The organism is Nitratidesulfovibrio oxamicus (assembly GCF_015731765.1).
Classification (GTDB): domain Bacteria; phylum Desulfobacterota; class Desulfovibrionia; order Desulfovibrionales; family Desulfovibrionaceae; genus Cupidesulfovibrio; species Cupidesulfovibrio oxamicus.
In genome coordinates this window covers 1-19,099 of the sequence record NZ_VRYY01000220.1, presented here as the reverse complement: position 1 = coordinate 19,099, position 19,099 = coordinate 1, and the positions used below count along the sequence as shown (strand labels likewise).

The 19,099-nt window shown below is 67.6% G+C and carries 13 protein-coding genes; 7 read left to right on the top strand and 6 right to left on the bottom strand.

Going from position 1 to position 19,099, the window contains the following annotated elements:
- Positions 1 to 399: 399 nt before the first annotated feature.
- The 4 genes from FVW20_RS08655 (at position 400) to FVW20_RS08640 (ending at position 8,433) form a co-directional block, all read left to right on the top strand.
- Complete coding sequence (locus FVW20_RS08655; protein ID WP_190244932.1) at positions 400 to 1,878, top strand: Rne/Rng family ribonuclease; 1,479 nt, start codon at positions 400 to 402, stop codon at positions 1,876 to 1,878.
- Positions 1,879 to 1,882: 4 nt separating this feature from the next.
- A complete protein-coding gene (locus tag FVW20_RS08650) occupies positions 1,883 to 2,473 on the top strand; it encodes an epoxyqueuosine reductase QueH (RefSeq protein ID WP_196609106.1) in 591 nt (196 codons plus the stop codon).
- 241 nt (positions 2,474 to 2,714) lie between these two features.
- Positions 2,715 to 4,175, top strand: a complete 1,461-nt coding sequence (gene hemW, locus FVW20_RS08645; protein WP_372434979.1) for a radical SAM family heme chaperone HemW — start codon at positions 2,715 to 2,717, stop codon at positions 4,173 to 4,175.
- On the top strand, positions 4,168 to 8,433 hold the full coding sequence (locus FVW20_RS08640) for an ATP-binding protein (protein ID WP_196609105.1): 4,266 nt from the start codon (positions 4,168 to 4,170) through the stop codon (positions 8,431 to 8,433). Before hemW ends, FVW20_RS08640 begins: the two co-directional genes overlap by 8 nt.
- A gap of 269 nt (positions 8,434 to 8,702) precedes the next feature.
- On the opposite strand, the gene FVW20_RS08635 is transcribed toward FVW20_RS08640, so the two are convergent.
- The gene (locus tag FVW20_RS08635; RefSeq protein WP_196609104.1) at positions 8,703 to 10,292 is read right to left on the bottom strand and encodes a peptide chain release factor 3; all 1,590 of its coding nucleotides are present in this window, start codon (positions 10,290 to 10,292) and stop codon (positions 8,703 to 8,705) included.
- Positions 10,293 to 10,764: 472 nt separating this feature from the next.
- Between FVW20_RS08635 and kdsB the strand changes: the two genes are divergently transcribed.
- The 3 genes from kdsB (at position 10,765) to FVW20_RS08620 (ending at position 13,639) form a co-directional block, all read left to right on the top strand.
- Positions 10,765 to 11,592: a 3-deoxy-manno-octulosonate cytidylyltransferase gene (gene kdsB, locus FVW20_RS08630; protein WP_196609103.1), complete on the top strand. Its 828-nt coding sequence runs from the start codon at positions 10,765 to 10,767 to the stop codon at positions 11,590 to 11,592.
- The gene (carA, locus tag FVW20_RS08625) at positions 11,589 to 12,719 is read left to right on the top strand and encodes a glutamine-hydrolyzing carbamoyl-phosphate synthase small subunit (protein ID WP_196609102.1); all 1,131 of its coding nucleotides are present in this window, start codon (positions 11,589 to 11,591) and stop codon (positions 12,717 to 12,719) included. The genes kdsB and carA overlap by 4 nt, the downstream gene beginning before the upstream one ends.
- Before the next feature lie 116 nt (positions 12,720 to 12,835).
- Complete coding sequence (locus FVW20_RS08620; RefSeq protein WP_196609101.1) at positions 12,836 to 13,639, top strand: tetratricopeptide repeat protein; 804 nt, start codon at positions 12,836 to 12,838, stop codon at positions 13,637 to 13,639.
- Between the two features lie 135 nt (positions 13,640 to 13,774).
- Here FVW20_RS08620 and FVW20_RS08615 read toward each other — a convergent pair whose 3' ends face one another.
- The 5 genes from FVW20_RS08615 to FVW20_RS08595 form a co-directional block, all read right to left on the bottom strand.
- Positions 13,775 to 15,544, bottom strand: coding sequence for a c-type cytochrome (locus tag FVW20_RS08615; RefSeq protein WP_196609100.1), 1,770 nt, complete (start codon positions 15,542 to 15,544; stop codon positions 13,775 to 13,777).
- Positions 15,545 to 15,839: 295 nt separating this feature from the next.
- Positions 15,840 to 16,067, bottom strand: coding sequence for a rubredoxin (locus tag FVW20_RS08610; RefSeq protein WP_196609099.1), 228 nt, complete (start codon positions 16,065 to 16,067; stop codon positions 15,840 to 15,842).
- Positions 16,068 to 16,241: 174 nt separating this feature from the next.
- Entirely contained in the window at positions 16,242 to 16,817 is a 576-nt protein-coding gene (gene rbr, locus FVW20_RS08605) for a rubrerythrin (protein WP_196609098.1), read from the bottom strand.
- Between the two features lie 467 nt (positions 16,818 to 17,284).
- Entirely contained in the window at positions 17,285 to 17,656 is a 372-nt protein-coding gene (locus tag FVW20_RS08600; protein ID WP_231038980.1) for a Fur family transcriptional regulator, read from the bottom strand.
- 225 nt (positions 17,657 to 17,881) lie between these two features.
- Positions 17,882 to 19,099: TolC family protein (locus FVW20_RS08595; protein WP_196609096.1), on the bottom strand; the 1,218-nt coding region annotated here is incomplete at its 5' end.

Below are 19,099 nucleotides of genomic sequence, written 5' to 3'. Positions count from 1 at the left end.
GCTCACCCCGCAACGGGTAGCGCCGGGCGGCCGCTGTCGCGGCGACGCAACGGCCCGCCCCTGTCTGGGGGCCCCCGTCCGGGATCCCCCCGACCGGGGGTGTCGCAAGACGGGCCACCGCAGGGAATGCCGCAGAACGGCATTCCACCGCACCGGAAGTGCACGGGCAACACAACGCCCGACCCGGAAAAGGCGGGACGCACCGATGCGCGCCGATGCGCGCCCGGTTCACACCAGTCCCGCCCAGTTTCGGGAAGAGACGCGCACCCCGCGTCCGCACCGCCCCGGTTGCGCTGCACCCCGCGCGGAATCCCCCGGGAATCCGTCCGGGCGCGCCGCAGGCACGGCAACGTGTTGCAAATTTTTTGAAATTTTACACTTTTTTCCGCAGAGGACTGCATGACAACGAAAAAGAGCAAGCTGAGGATGTTCATCAGCGTGCTGCCCGGCGAGCAGGTGGAAGTCGCCCTTGCCGAGGAAGGCGCCAAGGAGAACCAGGTCAAGGAATACTACGTGGAGATGGTCCACCAGGCCAAGACCAAGGGCAACATCTACCGCGGCATCATCAACAACGTCGATACCAACCTCCAGGCTGCCTTCGTCAACTACGGGGCCGACAAGAACGGCTTTCTCCAGATCGACGAGGTGCACCCCGAATATTACAACACCCCGCACGACGCCACCAAGGGCAAGAAGTACCCGCTGATGCAGAAGGTGCTGAAGGCCGGTCAGGAGGTGCTGGTGCAGGTGGTGAAGGAACCCACCGGCAGCAAGGGCGCGTTCCTGACCACCTACCTGTCCATGCCGGGCCGTTTCCTGGTGCTCACCCCCGGTCGCGAGCAGATCGGCGTCTCCCGCAAGGTCGAGGACGACGAGGAACGCGGTCGCCTGCGCGAGATGCTGGAAGGGCTGAACCCCGGCCCCGGCCTTGGCGTCATCGTGCGCACCGTCAGCGCGGGCACCAGCAAGACCACCCTGCAGCGCGACCTGCAATTCCTGAAGCGCCTGTGGAAGGACATCCGCAAGAAGGGCACCGAGGAATCCGCCCCCTGCCTCATCTACAAGGAGCCGGACCTGGCCTCTCGCGCCGTGCGCGACTACCTCAGCGACGACGTGGCCGAGGTGTGGGTGGACGACGAGCACACCGCGCAGCTCATCGAGGACTACGCCTCGTTGCTGTTCCCGCGCAAGGGGAGCCTGGTCAAGGTCTACAAGGACCAGCAGTCGCGCACCCTGTGGGAACGCTTCGGCATCCAGCGCCAGCTGGAGCAGATATACTCGCGCGAGGTCACCCTGCCCTCCGGCGGGCGGCTGGTGTTCGACCAGACCGAGGCGCTGATGGCCATCGACATCAACTCGGGCAAGATCTCGGGCAAGACCAATTTCGAATCCATGGCCCTGCGCACCAACATGGAAGCCGCCGAAACCGTCGCCCAGCAACTCAAGCTGCGCGACATCGGCGGCCAGGTGGTCATCGACTTCATCGAAATGCGCGACCGCAACCACTGGCGCGAGGTGGAAAAAACCCTGCGCAACGCCATGAAGAACGACCGCGCCCGCCACGACGTGGGCAAGATGAGCCGCTTCGGCCTGCTTCAGGTGGTGCGCCAGCGCACCGGCTCGTCCGCGCTGTCCATCACCATGGAAACCTGCCCCTGCTGCAAGGGTTCCGGCCTGCGCCGCAACATGGAATGGCAGTCGCTGCAGGCCCTGCGCGAAATCCATCGCCAGCTGCGCTCGCTGCCGCACGGCACGCCCACCTTCGTCTTCGAGACCGGGGCAGAGCTTGCCATGCACCTGCTGAACCACAAGCGCGAACGCCTGCTCGACCTGGAACGCCAGTTCGGCGTCCATCTCGACATCAGGCCCGCCCGGTAACGCCATGCGCGTCCTGCTGCACGCCTGCTGCGGGCCGTGCTCCATCGCCACGGTACGGATGCTGCGCGACGAGGGACACGAGGTCACGGCCCTGTTCCTGAATCCCAACATCCACCCCGTGCAGGAATACCTGCGCCGTCGCGAGGCCATGCAAGAGGTCTCGCGGCGGCTCGACCTGCCCGTCATCTGGCGCGACGCCGAGTACGACCCCGTCGCCTGGATGCGCCAGATGGCCTGGCGCGAACAGCCCGGCGTGCGCTGCCGGGTGTGCTACGCCACCCGCCTTGAACGCACCCACTCCATTGCCGCGCGCGGCGGGTACGACGCCTTCACCACCAGCCTGCTCTACTCGCGCCGCCAGCGCCACGAGGTGATCGCCGAGGTGGGACACGGCATAGCCGCCGCCATTTCGGACGTGCCCACCCCCTTCCTGTACCGCGACTTCCGCACCGGCTGGCAGGAAGGCATCGACACGTCCAGGGAATGGGGCATCCACCGCCAGAACTACTGCGGCTGCCTGTACAGCGAGGCCGAACGCTTTGCCCGCGATTTCGCCAAGGTTGCGGGCGTGAAGGAAGAACGGGAAAATATTTAAAGACTCCCGGGGGAAGGGACCATTTACGCTCTGCGGTCCTCATCCGTAATGCTCGAAGACTCGCATAACGGCTGAGGCAAAGGGGCTCCTTCCCGTACCCCCCATCCCCCCAAACTTTTCAGCAGGGGTTACTGAAGCGCACCCCGTATCCGCCAGACCCCGCACGCAGTGCGGGGTCTGGCGGCAAAAAGGGTCAAGGGGACGGCAGCCGTTATGTGAGCGCAACGCGCGAACATTACGGATGGCGATCGCAAAGCGCGCGGCCCCCTTGCGGGGTACGGGGCAGCGCCCCGTCATCTTCAAGTCACACAACACCACCATGCTGCTGTACATCCACGTGCCCTTCTGCCGCCGCAAATGCCGGTACTGCGCCTTCCACTCGCTGGAGATGGGGACGGCGTCGACCGTGCGCGACTACGTGGAAACGCTGCTGCGCGAACTGGCCCTGTGGGGCGACCGCATGGGCGGCGTGCCGGTGACCTCGATCTTCTTTGGCGGGGGCACGCCCAGCCTGCTGCCCGCGCGCACCATCGGCACCATTCTGGACCGGGTGGGCAAGGCATTCGCGGTGCAGCCGGGTGCGGAAATCAGCATGGAGGCCAACCCGGAATCGCTGACCCGCCCGTCGGAACTGCGCACCCTGCTGAAGGCGGGGGTGAACCGGCTGTCCATGGGCGTGCAATGCCTGGATGACGCCATGCTGCACACCCTGGGCAGGCCGCACCGCGCGCGGGAGGCGCTGGACGCGTTCCGTGCAGTGCGCGCTGCGGGCTTCCAGAACGTGGGCATGGACCTGATCTGGGGCCTGCCCGGCCAGACCCTGCGCCAGTGGATGCAGCAGCTGAAAGAGGTGGTGCGGCTGCGGCCCGACCACCTGTCCTGCTACGGGCTGACCCTGGAGCCGGGCACGCCGCTGGAGGACGACTGCGCCACCGGCAGGCTGGGCCTGCCCCCGGAGCGCGCCCAGGCCGCCATGTTCATGGACGGGGCGGAACTGCTGGAAACCGAAGGTTACATCCACTACGAAATTTCCAATTTCGCCCGCATGGGCTTCCAGTGCCGCCACAATCTGGGCTATTGGGAAGGCGAGGACTACCTTGGCCTTGGCCCGTCGGCGGCGTCCACGCTGGGGGGCCTGCGCTGGAACAACCCGGAAGACCACGCCGCATGGACCCGCCAGGTGGACGAGGGCCGCGTGGGCACCGAGGCCGAACGGCTGACCCCGCAGACGCGGGTGCTGGAACTGATCATGCTGCGGCTGCGCACGGCGCGCGGGCTGCGGGTAAAGGCCTACCGTGAACTGACCGGGCGCGACTTCCTGCGTGATCACAAGCGGCTGGTGCACCTGCTGCACCGCGAAGGACTGCTGCGCATCCGAGACGGCTACCTGCGGCTGACCCGCAGCGGCATGCTGGTTTCCAACTCCATCCTTGAACGGCTGTTCGAAGACACCGAGACGCTGATGGCACTGCCCGTGGACACCTCCGCCACTCCCCTGGCCAAGGCCGGAAAGGCCGTCGCGCCCGATGCGGGCCAGATCGACAGCCAGACCGGTGGCCAGATCGGCGACCAGACCGGCGGGCATGCCGCGGAGAACGTGGCGGAAAACGTCACGGGACAGGACAACCCCGCGGATGCGACCAGCGCCGCCGCCCCGCCCTCATCGCCTCCTGATCCCCCCGCAGGGCGCAGCCATGGCTGACGCCCCCGCGCCACCGCCCGAGGGATCGCCCCCCCTCCAACAGCCCGTTGCCGCGCAGGGGGACGGAACGCGCCTGCGCATCCCCCCGGGCCGCCTGGGCGACAGCATGCTCGGCTGGGTGCTGCTGGTGGTGCTGGCGGCGGTGGTGGCAACAAGCGCCACCCACGTGCTGCGCGAACGCGAACGGCACATGGACATGGCCCGCCTGCGCCTGGAAGGACAACTGCGTCTGATGGGCGAGCATGTGAGCGGGCTGCTGCAGGCCATGGACCTTGCACTGGCGGCCATGGCCTTCGACATCTCCAGCAGCGCGCCCGACCACGCCCCACCCACCCTGCGCGCGCTCGACGCCATGCTGCGCCAGCGGCTGGTGCTGCTGCGCCCCCATGTCCTCGAACTGGCCCTGCTCGGCCCCGACGGGCGCGTGCTGACCTCCACCGGCGCCCTACCCGCCGCTGCCATCCCCCAGTTGCAACGCACGGCGCTGCCCGCTCACCGCGACCTGCTGCGCGACTTCAACCTGCTGCGGCTGCAAGCGCCGCGCACGGGCCCGCACCGCAGCATGCCGCCCAGAATGCTGCTGAGCCGCCGCGTCTCCGGACCGGACGGCAGCTTTGCCGGTGTGCTGGCAGCCCTGGTCAATCCGGTGTCCTTCCACGACCGCTATCAGGACTACGACCCCGACGCAGCGGAATGCTCCGCGTTGCTCGACGAGAACACCTCCCCCCTGATGGTGTGGCCATCCGGCGCAAACGCGGCCTGCGTGCGTGCGTCGGTGGCCGCGGCCAGCGGCGGGCCCAACGATTTGCCCGACGGCTTGGCAGACAGGGCCCAGGGCGCCCTGCCGGATACGCCAGACGCAACGGGGGACGGCTCCGCCCCTTCCCCCGGTCAGGCCGAAACGGCGTCCGACCCCGCCTTGTCCCCGGAAGTGTCGCCATCCTTCAACGGCTCCCCCCTCGACGACACGCCCGGCAAGGGCATCATCGTTCCCGGCCTGCGCATCATCGAAACGGACGACGCGCTGGTGGCGGTGCACCAACTGCGCGACTTTCCCTTTCGCATGACCATGCATACCCCGCTGGAACTGGTGCTGTCCGGATGGCGCAGGCAGACTGTGGCCAACGTGGCCATGTCCCTGGCCCTGTGCATGGCCGTCTCGCTGCTGGCCTGGTCGGCCAGCCGCCAGCGCCGCCAGCGGCTGGGGGCGGAGACCGCGCTGCGCCACAGCGAGGCCCGCTACCGCACCTTGGCCGAAAATTATCCCGGCGGGGCCATCATGCTCTTTGACGGGGCCATGCGCTGCCTGCTGGCCGACGGGCTGGGGCTGGCCGGCCTGCTGATGCCTCGCCAGCGGCTGGAAGGAGCCTGCCCCTCCGATGTGCTGCCCCCTCAGGTGGCGCTGCCCTTCGAGGAACAGCTGCAACTGGCCCTCACGGGTACCGAGGTCACCTTCACCATGGCCGTGGGCGAACGCGTCCACGAGGTGCGCCTGCGCCCCCTGCACGAGGATCGCGAAACCGGCCTGCCCGCCCGGTGCATGGCCGTGTTGCAGGACATCACCCAGCGAGAGGCGGCCCGCATGGCGCTGCGCCACAGCGAGGCCCGCCTGCAGGAAGCGCAGCAGATCGCCCGCATGGGCAGCTTCGAACTGCACATGGACACCGGGGCGTTCGTGTGGTCCGCCGGGCTGTACGAGATGCTCGGCCACGATCCCGCCCTGCCGCCCCCGCCCCCGGCAGAGGTGTTCGCCACCCACGCGCCGGAAGAACTGGACTGGTACCACGAGCACGTGGCCACCATGTCGGACGAGCCGGTGACAGAGTTGCAACGCGTCTTTCCCTACCGCACCCTGGGGGGGCGGCAGGGCTGGGGGCAATTCCGCTGCCGGGTCACGCGCGGGCCGGATCGCCTGCCCCAGCACGCCCAGGGCACCTTTCAGGACATCACCAGCCTGCGCGAGGCCGAACTGGCCCTGCGCGACAGCGAGGCGCGGCTCAACGAGGCGCAGTTCATCGCCCGCATGGGCAGCTTTTCCGTCAACCTGCGCGACGACGAGGCCTTCTGGTCACCAGGGTTGTTCCGCCTGCTGGACCTGGACCCGCACGCCGGCCCGCTGGTCCCCGGCGAGGCCTTCCGCCGCCACGCGCCGGAAACCGCCCCGTGGTTCGAAGCGTTCCTGGCAACCCCTGCGGACAGGCCGGAAACCACGGTGCTGCGCTCGTTCCCCTACGTCACCGCCACCGGACAGCGCGGCTTCGGCCGCCTGCACCTGATGGCGCGCCACGGGGCAGACGGCCTGCCCGAACACATCCGGGGCACCTTCCAGGACATCACCGCCCTGCACGAGGCGGAGCAGGCCCTGCGCGACAGCGAGGCCCGCCTGCTGGAGGCCCAGCTCATCGCGGGCATCGGCAGCTTCGACTTCGACATCGCCAACGATACGGCCACCTACTGGTCGCCGGGGCTGTACGCCCTGCTCGAGGTGGAGCCCGGCACGCCGCTGCCCCGCCCGCTGGAGGGCTGCCGAATGTACGCCCCGGACTACGTGGCGCAGTTCGAACGGATGATCACCCAACCCGCCGACGAGCCGGAATCCGTCTTCTGGGACAACATCCCCCTGCTGACGGCCAGGGGGCGGCGGATGATGGGCCAGATGAAGGCCGTGGTGCAGCGCGGGCCGGACGGCAGGCCGGTGCGGGCGCGCGGCGCCTTCCAGGACATCAACCGCCTGTACGAGGCGGAACAGGCCCTGCAACGGGCCAAGGAAGAAGCCGAAAGCGCCAACGAACTCAAGAGCCAGTTCGTGGCCAACATCAGCCACGAGATGCGCACGCCGCTTTCGGGCATCCTGGGCATCGTGGACGTGGCCCTTTCACGCCTGCACGAAACGACGCCTGCCGACCGCGATGACGAACAGACCCGCTATCTTTCCATGATCCGCAACGTATCCGAAGGGCTGCTGCACGTGATCAACGACCTGCTGGACTTTTCGCGCATGGAGGCCGGGCGGCTGGGCCTCGACCAGGTGGAGTACGACCTGCGCGCCGCCGTGAGCGATGCGCTGGCGCCGCTGGCCGTGCAGGCGGAACGCAAGGGACTGTCGCTTACCGTGCACATCGACGCGGATGTACCCGCCCGGTTGCAGGGCGACCCGTTGCGGCTGCGCCAGGTGCTGGTGAACCTGGCGGGCAATGCCGTGAAGTTCACCGACACGGGCAGCGTGCATGTGGACGTGCGGCGCAACGCCCGGTGCCCCCGGCCCGGCGGCTGCCTGCGCTTCACCGTGCACGACACCGGCCCCGGCATCACGACGGACAAGCTGCCCCGGCTTTTCGAAAGCTTCTCGCAGGCGGATGGCTCGCATACCCGGCGGCACAGCGGCAGCGGCCTGGGCCTTGCCATCTCGCGGCACATCGTGCGCTTGCAGGGCGGCGACATCGGCATGGACAGCACGCCCGGCCAGGGCAGCCGGTTCTGGTTCACCCTGCCCATCGACAAGGACGCGCCGCAGGGCGCCGCCGACCCCACGGACCTGCGCCTGACCAGCCCGAATCTGGCGGACCATCCGGATTTCACGGCACTTCCGGGGCTTCCGAAACATGGCACACCGGGAAGACAGGGAGCGCAGGCGGCCAGCGGCCATCACGGGCCGAAGGAACAGGACGGTCAGGAGGCGGCCCGCCCCCTGTGCGTGCTGCTGGCGGAAGACAACGACCTGAACCGCGAATTCCTGAGCTTCTTCCTGCAGGAACGCGGCTACGAGGTGCACCTGGCCATCGACGGGCAGGAGGCCCTGGACCGACTGCGCGGGGGCTGCGCCCCCGACGGCGGGACGGGCAGACCCGACGAAACCGGCACGAACGCCGTCAAGGCGGGCGGGCCAGATGCCGGAACGGAAGCCGCACCGGGTGCCGGGGCAGGCCCAAGGGCGGACGGCGGAATGCAACGCCCCCCCTTCGATGTGGTGCTGATGGACGTGCAGATGCCGGTGGTCAGCGGACTGGAAGCCACTCGCCGCATCCGCGAGGCGGCGGCGCAAGGGGCGGCCTGGGCCGACGTGCCGATCATCGCCCTGACCGCCCACGCCATGCAGGGCGACCGCGACCGCTTCCTGGCCGAGGGCATGGACGACTTCGTGCCCAAGCCGGTGAACCGCGAGGTACTGTTCGCGGCCATCGAACGGCAGGTGGCCCGCTACCGCGAAAAACGAGGAGCCACGGGCCACGGCACGGGCGGCACCACGGGGACGGCATAGCCGTTAGCGCCCCGCGCGCATTCCCCTTTACTTTTCCCGCACTTTCCCCAGCACGCATGAAGGCCCGGCATATGCCGGGCCTTCATGCGTTGTGGGGACTGGCAACGTCCGTTTCCGAACGCCTCCCGCAACCACAAAACCAACCGTGGGCTGCCCCGAAATGCCCGCTTTCAACACACGGGGCGTGCCTAAAGACAATTGAAAGTTTTGGGGGGAGGGGGCGCGGGGGAGGAGACCCTTTTCCAAAAGGGTCCCTCCCCCGCAAAAAACTAGCTGATTTCGCGCGTAGTCCGAAACTCAACCTTCGGATACCGCTCCATGGCCGATTCCAGCCGCCACGGGTTGGGCGCCAGATACGCCAGCGCACCTTCCGCATCCACGGCCAGCTCGCCGCGATGATAGTCCTGGAAATCCGCGAATATCTTCTTGTCCTCGCAGTACACCCAGCGCGCCGTATGCGTGCTCACGCCCTCGTACACGGCGTCCACGCCGTACTCGTCGGCCAGCCGCGCCACGATCACGTCAAACTGCAACACGCCCACCGCACCCAGGATGTAGTCGTTGTTCACCAGCGGACGGAACAACTGCACCGCGCCTTCCTCGGCCAGCTGCTCCAGCCCCTTCTGCAACTGCTTGGCCTTCAGCGGGTTCTTCAGGCGCACCCGGCGGAAATGCTCCGGCGCGAAGTTGGGAATGCCCACGAACTTCAGCACTTCCTTCGTCTCGGTGAAGGTATCGCCGATCTTGATGGTGCCGTGGTTGGGAATGCCTATGATGTCGCCGGGAAAGGCCTCTTCCACGCCGGTGCGGTCCTGCGCCATGAAGATGGTGGCGTTGGCCACGGTCACTTCCTTGCCGGTGCGGTGATGCTTCAGGCGCATGCCGCGCGTGAACGTGCCGGAACAGATGCGCAGGAAGGCCATGCGGTCGCGGTGGGCCTTGTCCATGTTGGCCTGTATCTTGAAGACCACGCCGGTGAAGGCCTCCTCGCCGGGCTCCACCACGCGGGTGGCGGCGGGGCGGGGCTGCGGGCCGGGCGCGAATTCCACGAACATGTCCAGCATCTCGCGCACGCCGAAGTTGTTGATGGCGCTGCCGAAGAACACCGGGGTCAGTTCGCCCTTCAGGTAGCGTTCCTCGTCGAACGGGGTGCCCGCCTCTTCCAGCAGGGCAAGGTCCATGCGCAACTGCTCGGCCTGGTCGCCCAGGTACTCGTCCAGTTGCGGGTCGTCCGCGCCGTGGATGACGATGCCCGACTGGATGCGCCCGCCGTGGGTGGCGGAAAAGAGGTGCAGCTGCTTGTGCAGGAGGTCGTAGGTGCCCTTGAAGCTGGAACCCATGCCGATGGGCCAGGTCATGGGGGCGCACTCGATCTGCAGGTGCTGCTCGATGTCGGCCATGACGTCCAGCGGATGCAGCGCCTCGCGGTCCATCTTGTTGACGAAGGTCATGACCGGGGTGGAGCGCATGCGGCACACGTCCATCAGCTTGCGGGTCTGGGCCTCCACGCCCTTGGCCGCGTCGATGACCACCAGCGCCGAGTCCACGGCGGTGAGCACGCGGTAGGTGTCTTCCGAAAAGTCCTGGTGGCCGGGGGTGTCCAGCAGGTTCACCACCCGGTCGCGGTAAGGGAACTGCATGACCGAGGTGGTCACGGAAATGCCGCGCTCGCGCTCCATGGCCATCCAGTCCGAGGTGGCGTGGCGGGCGGCCTTGCGGGCCTTGACCGAGCCGGCCATCTGGATGGCCCCGCCGAACAGCAGCAGCTTTTCGGTCAGGGTAGTCTTGCCCGCGTCGGGGTGGCTGATGATGGCAAAGGTGCGGCGGCGCGCGGCCTCGCGTTCCAGTCTGCTGCTCACGGCAATGGTCCTTGGAAGGGGTCTGGCGGTCTACTGGCGATGACCGATGAACGTCGGGATGGGGAATGCCCGGAATGTGCAGCGCCCTGTCGGACCGGGTACGGAACCCGCGCGGGCACGGGCGGCGGCCAGGGGGCGCGCAACGGCTCGCGGCACGAAAACAGGGGCGGCGCGACAAAAAAGGGGGGCGGGCCTTGCCCGCGCGAGAAGCGGAGTTATGCTACACCTGAGGAGAGCGGTCAACCGCCGGGGCGGGGCCCTGCGGGACGGCCACGAAACGGGGAGAGTGGCGGCGTTGCGCGAGAACCCTGGCTGTTTTACATTTTCGTCAGCCATTCCGGACTGATGCGACAATCCGCACAAGACGCTTTCCCGGCCTGATATTTTCGGTTATTGTCCTGAAGTTTCGCGCCCGGAGCATAACCCCAATGTCTCCGCACCCCAACCACAAGCCGCAGGGCCACCTGACGAGATGACGGCATTTCCCACCTGCTACGGCATCATTCCCGCACGCTACGCCTCGTCCCGTTTTCCCGGCAAGCCGCTGGCCGACATCGCGGGCATGCCCATGTTCTGGCATGTGTACCAGCGCGCGGCCCGCTGCCCGGAACTGTGCAAGGTGGTGCTGGCCACGGACGACGAACGCATCGCGCAGGCCGCACAACGGCTGGATGTGCCTTTCGTCATGACCCGGCCCGACCATGAAAGCGGCACCGACCGGGTGTACGAGGCGGCCTGCCTGCTGGGCAGGGATCTGGAATCGTCCGGCGCGGCGGGACTGCCCGACGACGCGGTGGTGGTGAACATCCAGGGCGACGAGCCCGCGCTGGACCCGCGCATGCTCAGCCAGCTGGTGGCCCCGTTCGCCGCCGCAGGGGACGGAGCGCGGGTGCGCGTCGCCACCCTGGCCATGGTCATCGACGCGGCGGAAGCCGCCAGCCCCGACCGGGTCAAGGTGGTCACGGCGGCCAACGGCGACGCACTGTACTTTTCGCGCGCGGCCATCCCCTTCGCACGGGACGGCGGCGCACCGGCGGGCGATGCGGCAACCGGCCCGGACCATTCCGGGCCGGAATACCTCGGGCATGTCGGATTATACGCCTTCCGGCTGGAGGCGCTGCGCGCCTTCACGCAACTGGCGCCCTCTTTCCTTGAGCGGCGCGAGAAACTGGAACAGCTGCGGCTGCTCGAAAACGGCATTCCCATCCGGGTCGTACGCACCACCTTCCGTACCCACGGAGTGGACCGGCCCGAAGACATCGGCATCATCATCAACCTGCTTGGGGAGAACGAAGGATGAGAGCTTTCCTGGCCCTGGAAGACGGCTTCGTACTTGAGGGGCGCTCGTTCACCGGTCGCGGCGAATCGGGCGGCGAGGTCATCTTCAATACCGGGATGACCGGCTACCAGGAGGTCCTGACGGACCCCTCGTACGCCGGGCAGATGGTCTGCATGACCTACCCTCTCATCGGCAACTACGGCGTGACGGCCGAGGACATGGAATCCGGCAAGGTCCATGTGGAAGCCTTCATCGTCAAGGAATGTTGCAAGACGCCCTCCAACTGGCGGGCAAAAATGTCGCTGCCCGACTACCTGGCGCAGCACGGGGTGATGGGCATAGAGGGCATCGACACCCGCGCCCTTACCCGGCACCTGCGCATCAACGGCGCCATGCGCGGCATCATCTCCACCGAGACGGACGACCGCGAGGAGCTGGTGCGCCGCGCCCGCGCCCTGCCCACCATGGAAGGCCAGAACCTGGTCACCAGGGTGGCCCCCGGCGCGCCCTACCGCTGGGACGGCACCCGCCCGCAGCCGGTGCAGCTGGCCGCCGACGGCGCCTACGCCTGGCCCGGCCCCGGCCCGCGCCTGGTGGTGTACGACTACGGCATCAAGTGGAACATCCTGCGCCTGCTCACAGACCAGGGCTTCGACCTGCTGGTGGTGCCGCCGTCGTTCACGGCCATGCAGGTGGCGGCCAGCGGGGCCGAGGCGGTGTTCCTGTCCAACGGCCCCGGCGACCCGGCCACCCTTGCCGACGAAGTACGCGAAATCCGCGTGATGACCGAACGCATGCCGGTGGCGGGCATCTGCCTTGGCCACCAGCTTCTGGGGCACGCCCTTGGCGGCACCACCCACAAGCTGAAGTTCGGCCACCACGGGTGCAACCACCCGGTCAAGGACCTGGTGACCGGGCACATCGAAATCTCTTCGCAAAATCACGGGTTCTGCGTGGACATAGAGAGCGTGCCCGACGTAGAAATAACCCATGTGAACCTGAACGACGGCACGCTGGAAGGGTTCGCCCACAAGACCAAGCCCATACTGGCCGTGCAGCACCACCCCGAGGCAAGCCCCGGCCCCACCGACAGCCGGTACTTCTTTGCACGGTTCAGGGGCATGGTGCGTGAGGTCGTGGGCCGCTAGGCTCACGACCGGGATTGCAACAGCCTGAATTCAGGGGGCGCGGTACAGGCACGCCGCGCCCCTTCGCTTGGGGGGCCCTTGCCCCTTTACGCGCCACGCCACCCCGGGGGCGATGCATGTCCAACGACCTCACCAAGGCACGACAACTACTTACCCAGGTGCGCTCCCTGCTGCGCCAGGGCAAGGTCATGCCTGCCGCCCAGTCCTTTCACGAGGCGCTGGTGCTGGTGCTGAAAAACCCGCTGATGAAGGCCGAGCGCGAAGAATTCGAGCGCATGCTGGCCGACGCCTCTGCCTACCTCGACAACGACCCGGAATTGCGCAAGGTCTTTCCGCTCAAGATCGACTACAAGCCCGGCGCCGAACGCCAGGTGCTGGACACCGTGCGCGAACTGGTCAAGGCGGTGAACGAAGCCGCCGTGAACGAGGCGCAGGAACACATCAAGGCCATGGAGGCCCGCAAGCAGTCCGAACTGGACCGCGGCCAGAAGCTGCTGGACGACAAGGACTACGACGCCGCCAACGGCGTGTTCCGGCAACTGGTGGTGGAATTCAGCGACGACCCGGCCCTGAAGGGCGACATCGGCGAGCGGTTCCTGAAGGCGGGCCGGTACGAGGAAGCCTTCGACTACCTGGCCCAGGCCCTGGACCAGAGTCCGGAATCCGTCCACCTGTACAACCGCATCGGCATGGCCCTGCGCAAGATGGGCAAGTTCGACGTGGCGGAAAAGTACTATTTCAAGGCCGCCCAGTACACCGGGCGCGACCCCAACCTGTTCTTCAACATCGGCCGCCTGTACGTGGACTGGCGCAAGTGGGACAAGGTGGCCAAGGCCGCCTCGGCCGCGCTGCAACTGAAGCCGGACTTCGACGAGGCGCGCAAGATGCTGGAATTCGCCACCCGCCAGATGGGCAAGTAGCAGGGCGATCGCACGGCGTGCCCTGCACGCGGCGCGGCAGGATGCAGAGGCAAGAGGGGCCGGTCCGTGGGACCGGCCCCTTTCGTTGCGTCCGCGCCGGATTCCGCTCCGGCGCATGTACGCCGGAGCAGGGAATCAGCGCATGGGATGATGCGGCGACATGGCCGCGTCCAGCCGGGCCGTGGGGCCGTGGCAGACAATGCAGTTGCCGCGCGCGCCGATGGGCGCGTCCACCTTCTGGTACTGGAAGGGCTGGATGGAATCGCGCCCGGCCCCGTAATCGCTGCGGCTGGGGTAGGTTGCGTGGGGGCTGCCGTGGCAGGCGATGCACGGCACCTTGCCGGTGGCGTCCATGCGGTTGCGGTACAGTCCCGGCCCGCCTTCCGTCCACACGTTGAAGGCGCTCACCGGCATGGTGGGCCGTGCGTAATCCTTGTGGCAGGTCATGCAGTCCGGTTCCTGGGTCCACGGGGTGCGCGGCAGGATCGCCTCCGTTCCCTGCGGTCCCTGCGCCGTCAGGTTGCGCAGCAGCCCCGACGCGGCGGGCTTGCCCAGTTCCACCTCGCGCTTCAGCAGCGAAACGGCGTGGTCCTCCAGATGGCCGTGGCAGGTCACGCAGGTCATGCCCTTGGCGGAATGGCTGTCGCGCAGGCAACGGGTAACGCCGATGGGACTGTCGGGATGACAGTAGGAGCAGACCTCCGCCCCGCGCCCGGCCAGGTAGTTGGCATGAAAGCCGTGCAGCGCGGCGGGCAGGTTCACCACCCCTTCGCGTCCCTTGGCGTTCAGCAGCGGGTCGGGATGGCACGACTGGCACAGCACGGGCACGCCCGCATCGGACCGGGCCAGCAGGTCGGTCTTGTTGCGTTTGTCGTGGGTGGCCAGGATGGAGCGGGCCGTCACGGGCGAAATGCCGGTTACCCCCAGCTTGCCCCAACTGCCGCCATGACAGCGCCAGCAGCTCATTTCCGTGCCGTTGGGCAGCACGGCGCCGGTGCGTGCCAGTTCCCGGCCCGATGTCGCATCGCGCGCCAGCACCGAGAACACCGGGTACGGGTTCAGCCCGCCAGTGTCGGTGTACGGTGTAAGGGGTATGCCGACTGCCTCCAGCGCGCCTGTCTTGGGGTTGAGGTCCATGGTGCCCAGCATGCCCTTGCCTGTAACCGACACATCCGGGGGCAGTTCCTTGCCGGAAATGGATTTGGCGTACTTCCAGTATTCCACCTGGGTGGACGGACGGCGCATGTCCGGCGGGGCGGCGTAGGCCAACTGCACCCCTTCGGACACGATGCGCGGCCTGCCCTCGCCCATGCCGTCGCCGCTTCCCCTGCGGATGAGCATGGCCACCAGCGCGTTGCCGGGCGGCAGGTTGGGATAGGCCACGTCACAATCGGTGATGCACTTCATGCCCAGGGTGTTCCACGCCAGCAGCACATGGGCCGACGCGGCCGGATCGAAGGGCGGCACCTCGTGCCGCAGGGGCCGGATGCGCACCTCGTCGAAGCGGTCCGGCTTCTTGCCGTGCAGCCCCACGGCCACATAGGCCGCGATGGCGTCGCGTTCGGTCCGCGTCCCGGCAAAGGGCGGCATGTGTTCGAGCACCTTGCCCTGGCCTTCGATGTATGCCTCCATGCCCAGGGTGGACACGTGGCCGGTCAGGGGCAGGATGTCGTTGCCCGCCGTCCCCACGGAGTGGCAACTGCCGCAGTGTTCCGCGAACAGCCGCTTGCCGTCGGCCACCTGGGCCGCCAGGGCCGCCCCCGATTTGGGCGTCGGCAAGGCCGTGCCTGCCCGGGCCGGGAGCAAGGGCGATACGGCCATCCATGCCATCAGCACCAGCCCCACCGCCAACGCAGTCCGTGGTCGCCACCGCGCAACGGTGGCCGGTCTCATGTCGTCACCCATGCAACCTCCTCGCGGCAAGGCCGCGTCATGGTCCGCCCGCGCGGGCGCGCCGGGCTGCTTGTCCTCCCCAGGATTTCCGGGCCTGGGCCATGGTAGGAGGGAGGGCGCCGGGCCGCGATGATTATCAATCTGCTGTCGGGAAGCCATGCCAGAACACGAAAAGCCCCGCCGGAACATAATGTTCCGGCGGGGTGTTCAGTGCGTTGATCGGCAACGTCCTGCGGGCGCGGCCCGCCAAGGATGCAGCCCGGCCTTGCCTGTCATATCTTGCATGGCAGGCCTTGCCTGTCAGACTCTACTTGTCCGTGGGCAGTTCGCAGTTGGGCTGCTCCGTTGATCCGGGCCCGGCCATGGGCCGGAAACACCGCTTGGTACCGCCGCACACCGGGCAGTGCCAGGTGTCGGGCAGGTCTTCGAAGCGGACGCCCGGCGGCACCTTGCCCTTCCGGTCGCCCCGGTCGGGGTCGTAAACATAGCCGCAGTTGACGGTCTGACAACGCCACATGTCCCTGGGATCGGCCATGGTGCCTCCTTCCCCCCGGAGTTCGGCCCCCGCTTTCTGCTCTGGCGCGCTGGCCACGCGGGCAGTGCCTGTCAGGCATGCCAGTCGTGACAGGCCTCTCGCGCCCGCTGCGCCCGTCACGCCGGTTTGCGGGCGCACGCACGATGCATGCCGCCCGCGCCCGGACGCAACAATTTACCAGTTGATGCCCAGCAGTTCGAAGTGGGCCTGCGGGTGGGCGCACGCGGGGCACAGGTGCGCGGCCTCGGTGCCTTCGTGCAGGTAGCCACAGTTGCGGCAGCGCCACACCACGGACGATTCGCGCACGAACACGCGGGCTTCCTTGACGTTCTTGGCAAAGCCCAGGAAGCGGCGCTCGTGGAATTCTTCGGCCACGGCGATGCTCATGAACACCTTGGCGATCTCGTCAAAACCTTCCTCGCGGGCGATGCGCGCGAACGAGGGGTACATTTCGGTGTACTCGTGGTTTTCACCCGCCGCCGAGCTGATGAGGTTGGCGTGGGTATCGCCGATGACGCCCGCCGGAAAGGCCGCCACGATCTCCACCTCGCCGCCTTCGAGGAACTTGAACAGGCGCTTGGCGTGTTCCTTTTCCTGGCTGGCGGTTTCGGCAAAGATGTCGGCGATCTGGACAAAACCGTCCTTCTTGGCGCGGGCGCCGAAATAGTCGTAGCGGTTGCGGGCCTGCGATTCGCCGGCAAAGGCGGTCAGGATGTTGCGTTCGGTCTTGGTGCCTTTCAGGGCTTTCATGACTGCTCCTTGAGTTGTCGTTGTGTTCCGGATGAATGGAGGGGTAGCCTGATGGCGCCGGGCCGCGCGGCCACATGCGCCGTAAAATGTCACCGGCACCCCGCCTGCGGGGCGGGGCCGCCGGAACCGTGGCGCGGGTCTGGGCAGAATGGCCTGGCCAGAATGGTTCGGGCAGAACGGGCTGGGCACCGTGCCGGGGCTTGAAGTGCGGGCTGCATGCCATGCCGGGCGCCATGCACACGGTGCGAACCATGCGGAGACGGGCGGGCGGATGCAACCGACCGGCACGTCCTGCTCCGGACGCGAACGGCGCGCCCCCGACCGGTTCGTGCGCTCAAACCGCGCTGATGGACGCCATGTATCGTAAAGCCATGCCAGGATCCACTGTACGAACGTACAATCCCCACGCCCTTGGCACAAGATGTTGTCATGCCGCCAGCGGGACGGGACGCGGGGGATGCGACGGCTCAGTTCTTCGAAGCGCAGGTCTCGCATACCCCTTCGAACTCGATGCGCCCGGAAAGGACGATGAAGCCGGGGGCACGGGCACCCGAAATATCGGGCAGGCGCACGGGTTCCATCACGTCTCCCACCCGCCCGCACTGGGTGCAGCGCACATGCTGGTGGGGAGTGACGTTGCCGTCGAAGCGCTTCTGCGACCCGGCCGACTCCAGTTTCAGAATGTCGCCCGATTCGGCCAGCAGGTCGAGATTGCGGTACACGGTGCCCAGGCTGATGCGCGGCAGGCGCTGCCTGACCATGCCATATACCTCGTCCGCCGTGGGGTGGCTGTGCACACTGCGCAATTCTTCCAGGATGACCATGCGTTGCTTGGTCATGCGCGTCTGCTGTTGCTGGGTCATGTGGACCTCACGTTGTTTATTGGTAATGATTACTGTTTATGCGGATATGTGTCAAGCCCCTGCGCGAAAAATGGCGCAGCACGCCGCAAATCCGGTGCCGCGCACGCAACAGGGCCGCCGGGTTTGCCCCGGCGGCCCTGAAATGCGCCGCGCATCCGGCTGCCGGTCCGCCTTGTGGCGGCGTCGGCCTCCGGCAACGCCCTACCCGTCCACGAGGGAAGGCTTCAACTCGCCCATGGCCGCCCACAGCTTGGACAGCGCATCGAGGTATTCGGCCTTGGCCCCGGTCAGGGCCGCCTCTGCGGCGGTCAGCTTGGCCTGGGCGTCCAGCACGTCGGTATTGGTGCCCACCTGGGCCTGATAGCGGGCCACGGCCACGCGGTAGGCCTCCTCGGCCTGGGTGAGCCCCTTGGTGGCCACCGCGATGCGCTTGGAGGAATCGGTCAGGGTCAGCAGGCGCGACTGCACCTCGTAGGCCACCTCGTGGTGCAGGTTGGCCTCTTCGGCGCGCACCTGCGTTTCCACCTGCCGGGCCTGCTGGCCGGAGTACCACGTCTTGCCCCACTCGAACACGCTCCACTCGGCCTTGAGCCCCGTGGACCACTGGCTGAACCCGGTGGGGCTGAGGGTACTGCCCGAAACGTCCGGATGATCGCCGTCCGTGGCCCAGTTGAAGTTGGCCGAAACCTGCGGGTACAGCCCGCTGTCCGCGATGCGCACGTCCCTGCCCGCGATTTCCACGGCCTTGCCCGCTATGCGCACGTCGGGCCGGTTGCGGTAGGCGCGTTCCAGGCATTGCTCCAGCGTCATGTCGAAGCCCACGGGCACCAGCGTGCCCACGTAGGCGGTGTCGCTGCCCACGGGCAGGGTGAGCAGGGTGTTCAGCCGGGCGCGCTGGGTGGCGTGGTTGTTTTCCGCGGTGATCAGCAGCGATTCGGCGTTGGTCACGTCCACTTCGGCCTGCAGCACGTCCAGGCGCGGGCGCAGCCCCACGTCGTAGAAGGCGCGGGTAACCTTGGCCTGCTCGCGCAGGCGGCTCAGGGCGTCGCGCGCGCTGCGCACGTTCTCGCCGGATTTCAGGTAGGCCAGGAAGGCTTCCTGCACCTGCACCACGAGATCCAGGCGCGACTTGTCCAGCGTCAGTGCCTGGCGCTCCGTTTCCAGCGCGGCCTTCTGATAGGTGGACAACAGCCGCAGTCCGGTGAACAGCGGCTGGCTGACGCCCACGGCCCAGGTGTAGGTGTCGTCGTCCAGTTCGCGCGACATGGAGCGGGGCTTCTCGTTCAGGCGGTTGTAGCCGTAGGAGGTGGACACGGCCGGGCCGAACGCCCCGCGCGCCGACTTGCGCCCTTCTTCCGCCGCATCGCGTCCGGCGCGGGCGGCCACCACGCCCTGGTTGTCGCGCAGGGCCGATTCCAC

Excerpts from the sequence above, each read along its gene's own strand:
- FVW20_RS08655 (WP_190244932.1), top strand. The coding sequence starts at position 400 with ATGACAACGAAAAAGAGCAAGCTGAGGATGTTCATCAGCGTGCTGCCC.
- FVW20_RS08650 (WP_196609106.1), top strand. The coding sequence starts at position 1,883 with ATGCGCGTCCTGCTGCACGCCTGCTGCGGGCCGTGCTCCATCGCCACG.
- hemW (WP_372434979.1), top strand. The coding sequence starts at position 2,715 with ATGGCGATCGCAAAGCGCGCGGCCCCCTTGCGGGGTACGGGGCAGCGC.
- FVW20_RS08640 (WP_196609105.1), top strand. The coding sequence starts at position 4,168 with ATGGCTGACGCCCCCGCGCCACCGCCCGAGGGATCGCCCCCCCTCCAA.
- kdsB (WP_196609103.1), top strand. The coding sequence starts at position 10,765 with ATGACGGCATTTCCCACCTGCTACGGCATCATTCCCGCACGCTACGCC.
- carA (WP_196609102.1), top strand. The coding sequence starts at position 11,589 with ATGAGAGCTTTCCTGGCCCTGGAAGACGGCTTCGTACTTGAGGGGCGC.
- FVW20_RS08620 (WP_196609101.1), top strand. The coding sequence starts at position 12,836 with ATGTCCAACGACCTCACCAAGGCACGACAACTACTTACCCAGGTGCGC.
- FVW20_RS08615 (WP_196609100.1), bottom strand. The coding sequence starts at position 15,544 with ATGGGTGACGACATGAGACCGGCCACCGTTGCGCGGTGGCGACCACGG.
- FVW20_RS08610 (WP_196609099.1), bottom strand. The coding sequence starts at position 16,067 with ATGGCCGATCCCAGGGACATGTGGCGTTGTCAGACCGTCAACTGCGGC.
- rbr (WP_196609098.1), bottom strand. The coding sequence starts at position 16,817 with ATGAAAGCCCTGAAAGGCACCAAGACCGAACGCAACATCCTGACCGCC.
- FVW20_RS08600 (WP_231038980.1), bottom strand. The coding sequence starts at position 17,656 with ATGACCAAGCAACGCATGGTCATCCTGGAAGAATTGCGCAGTGTGCAC.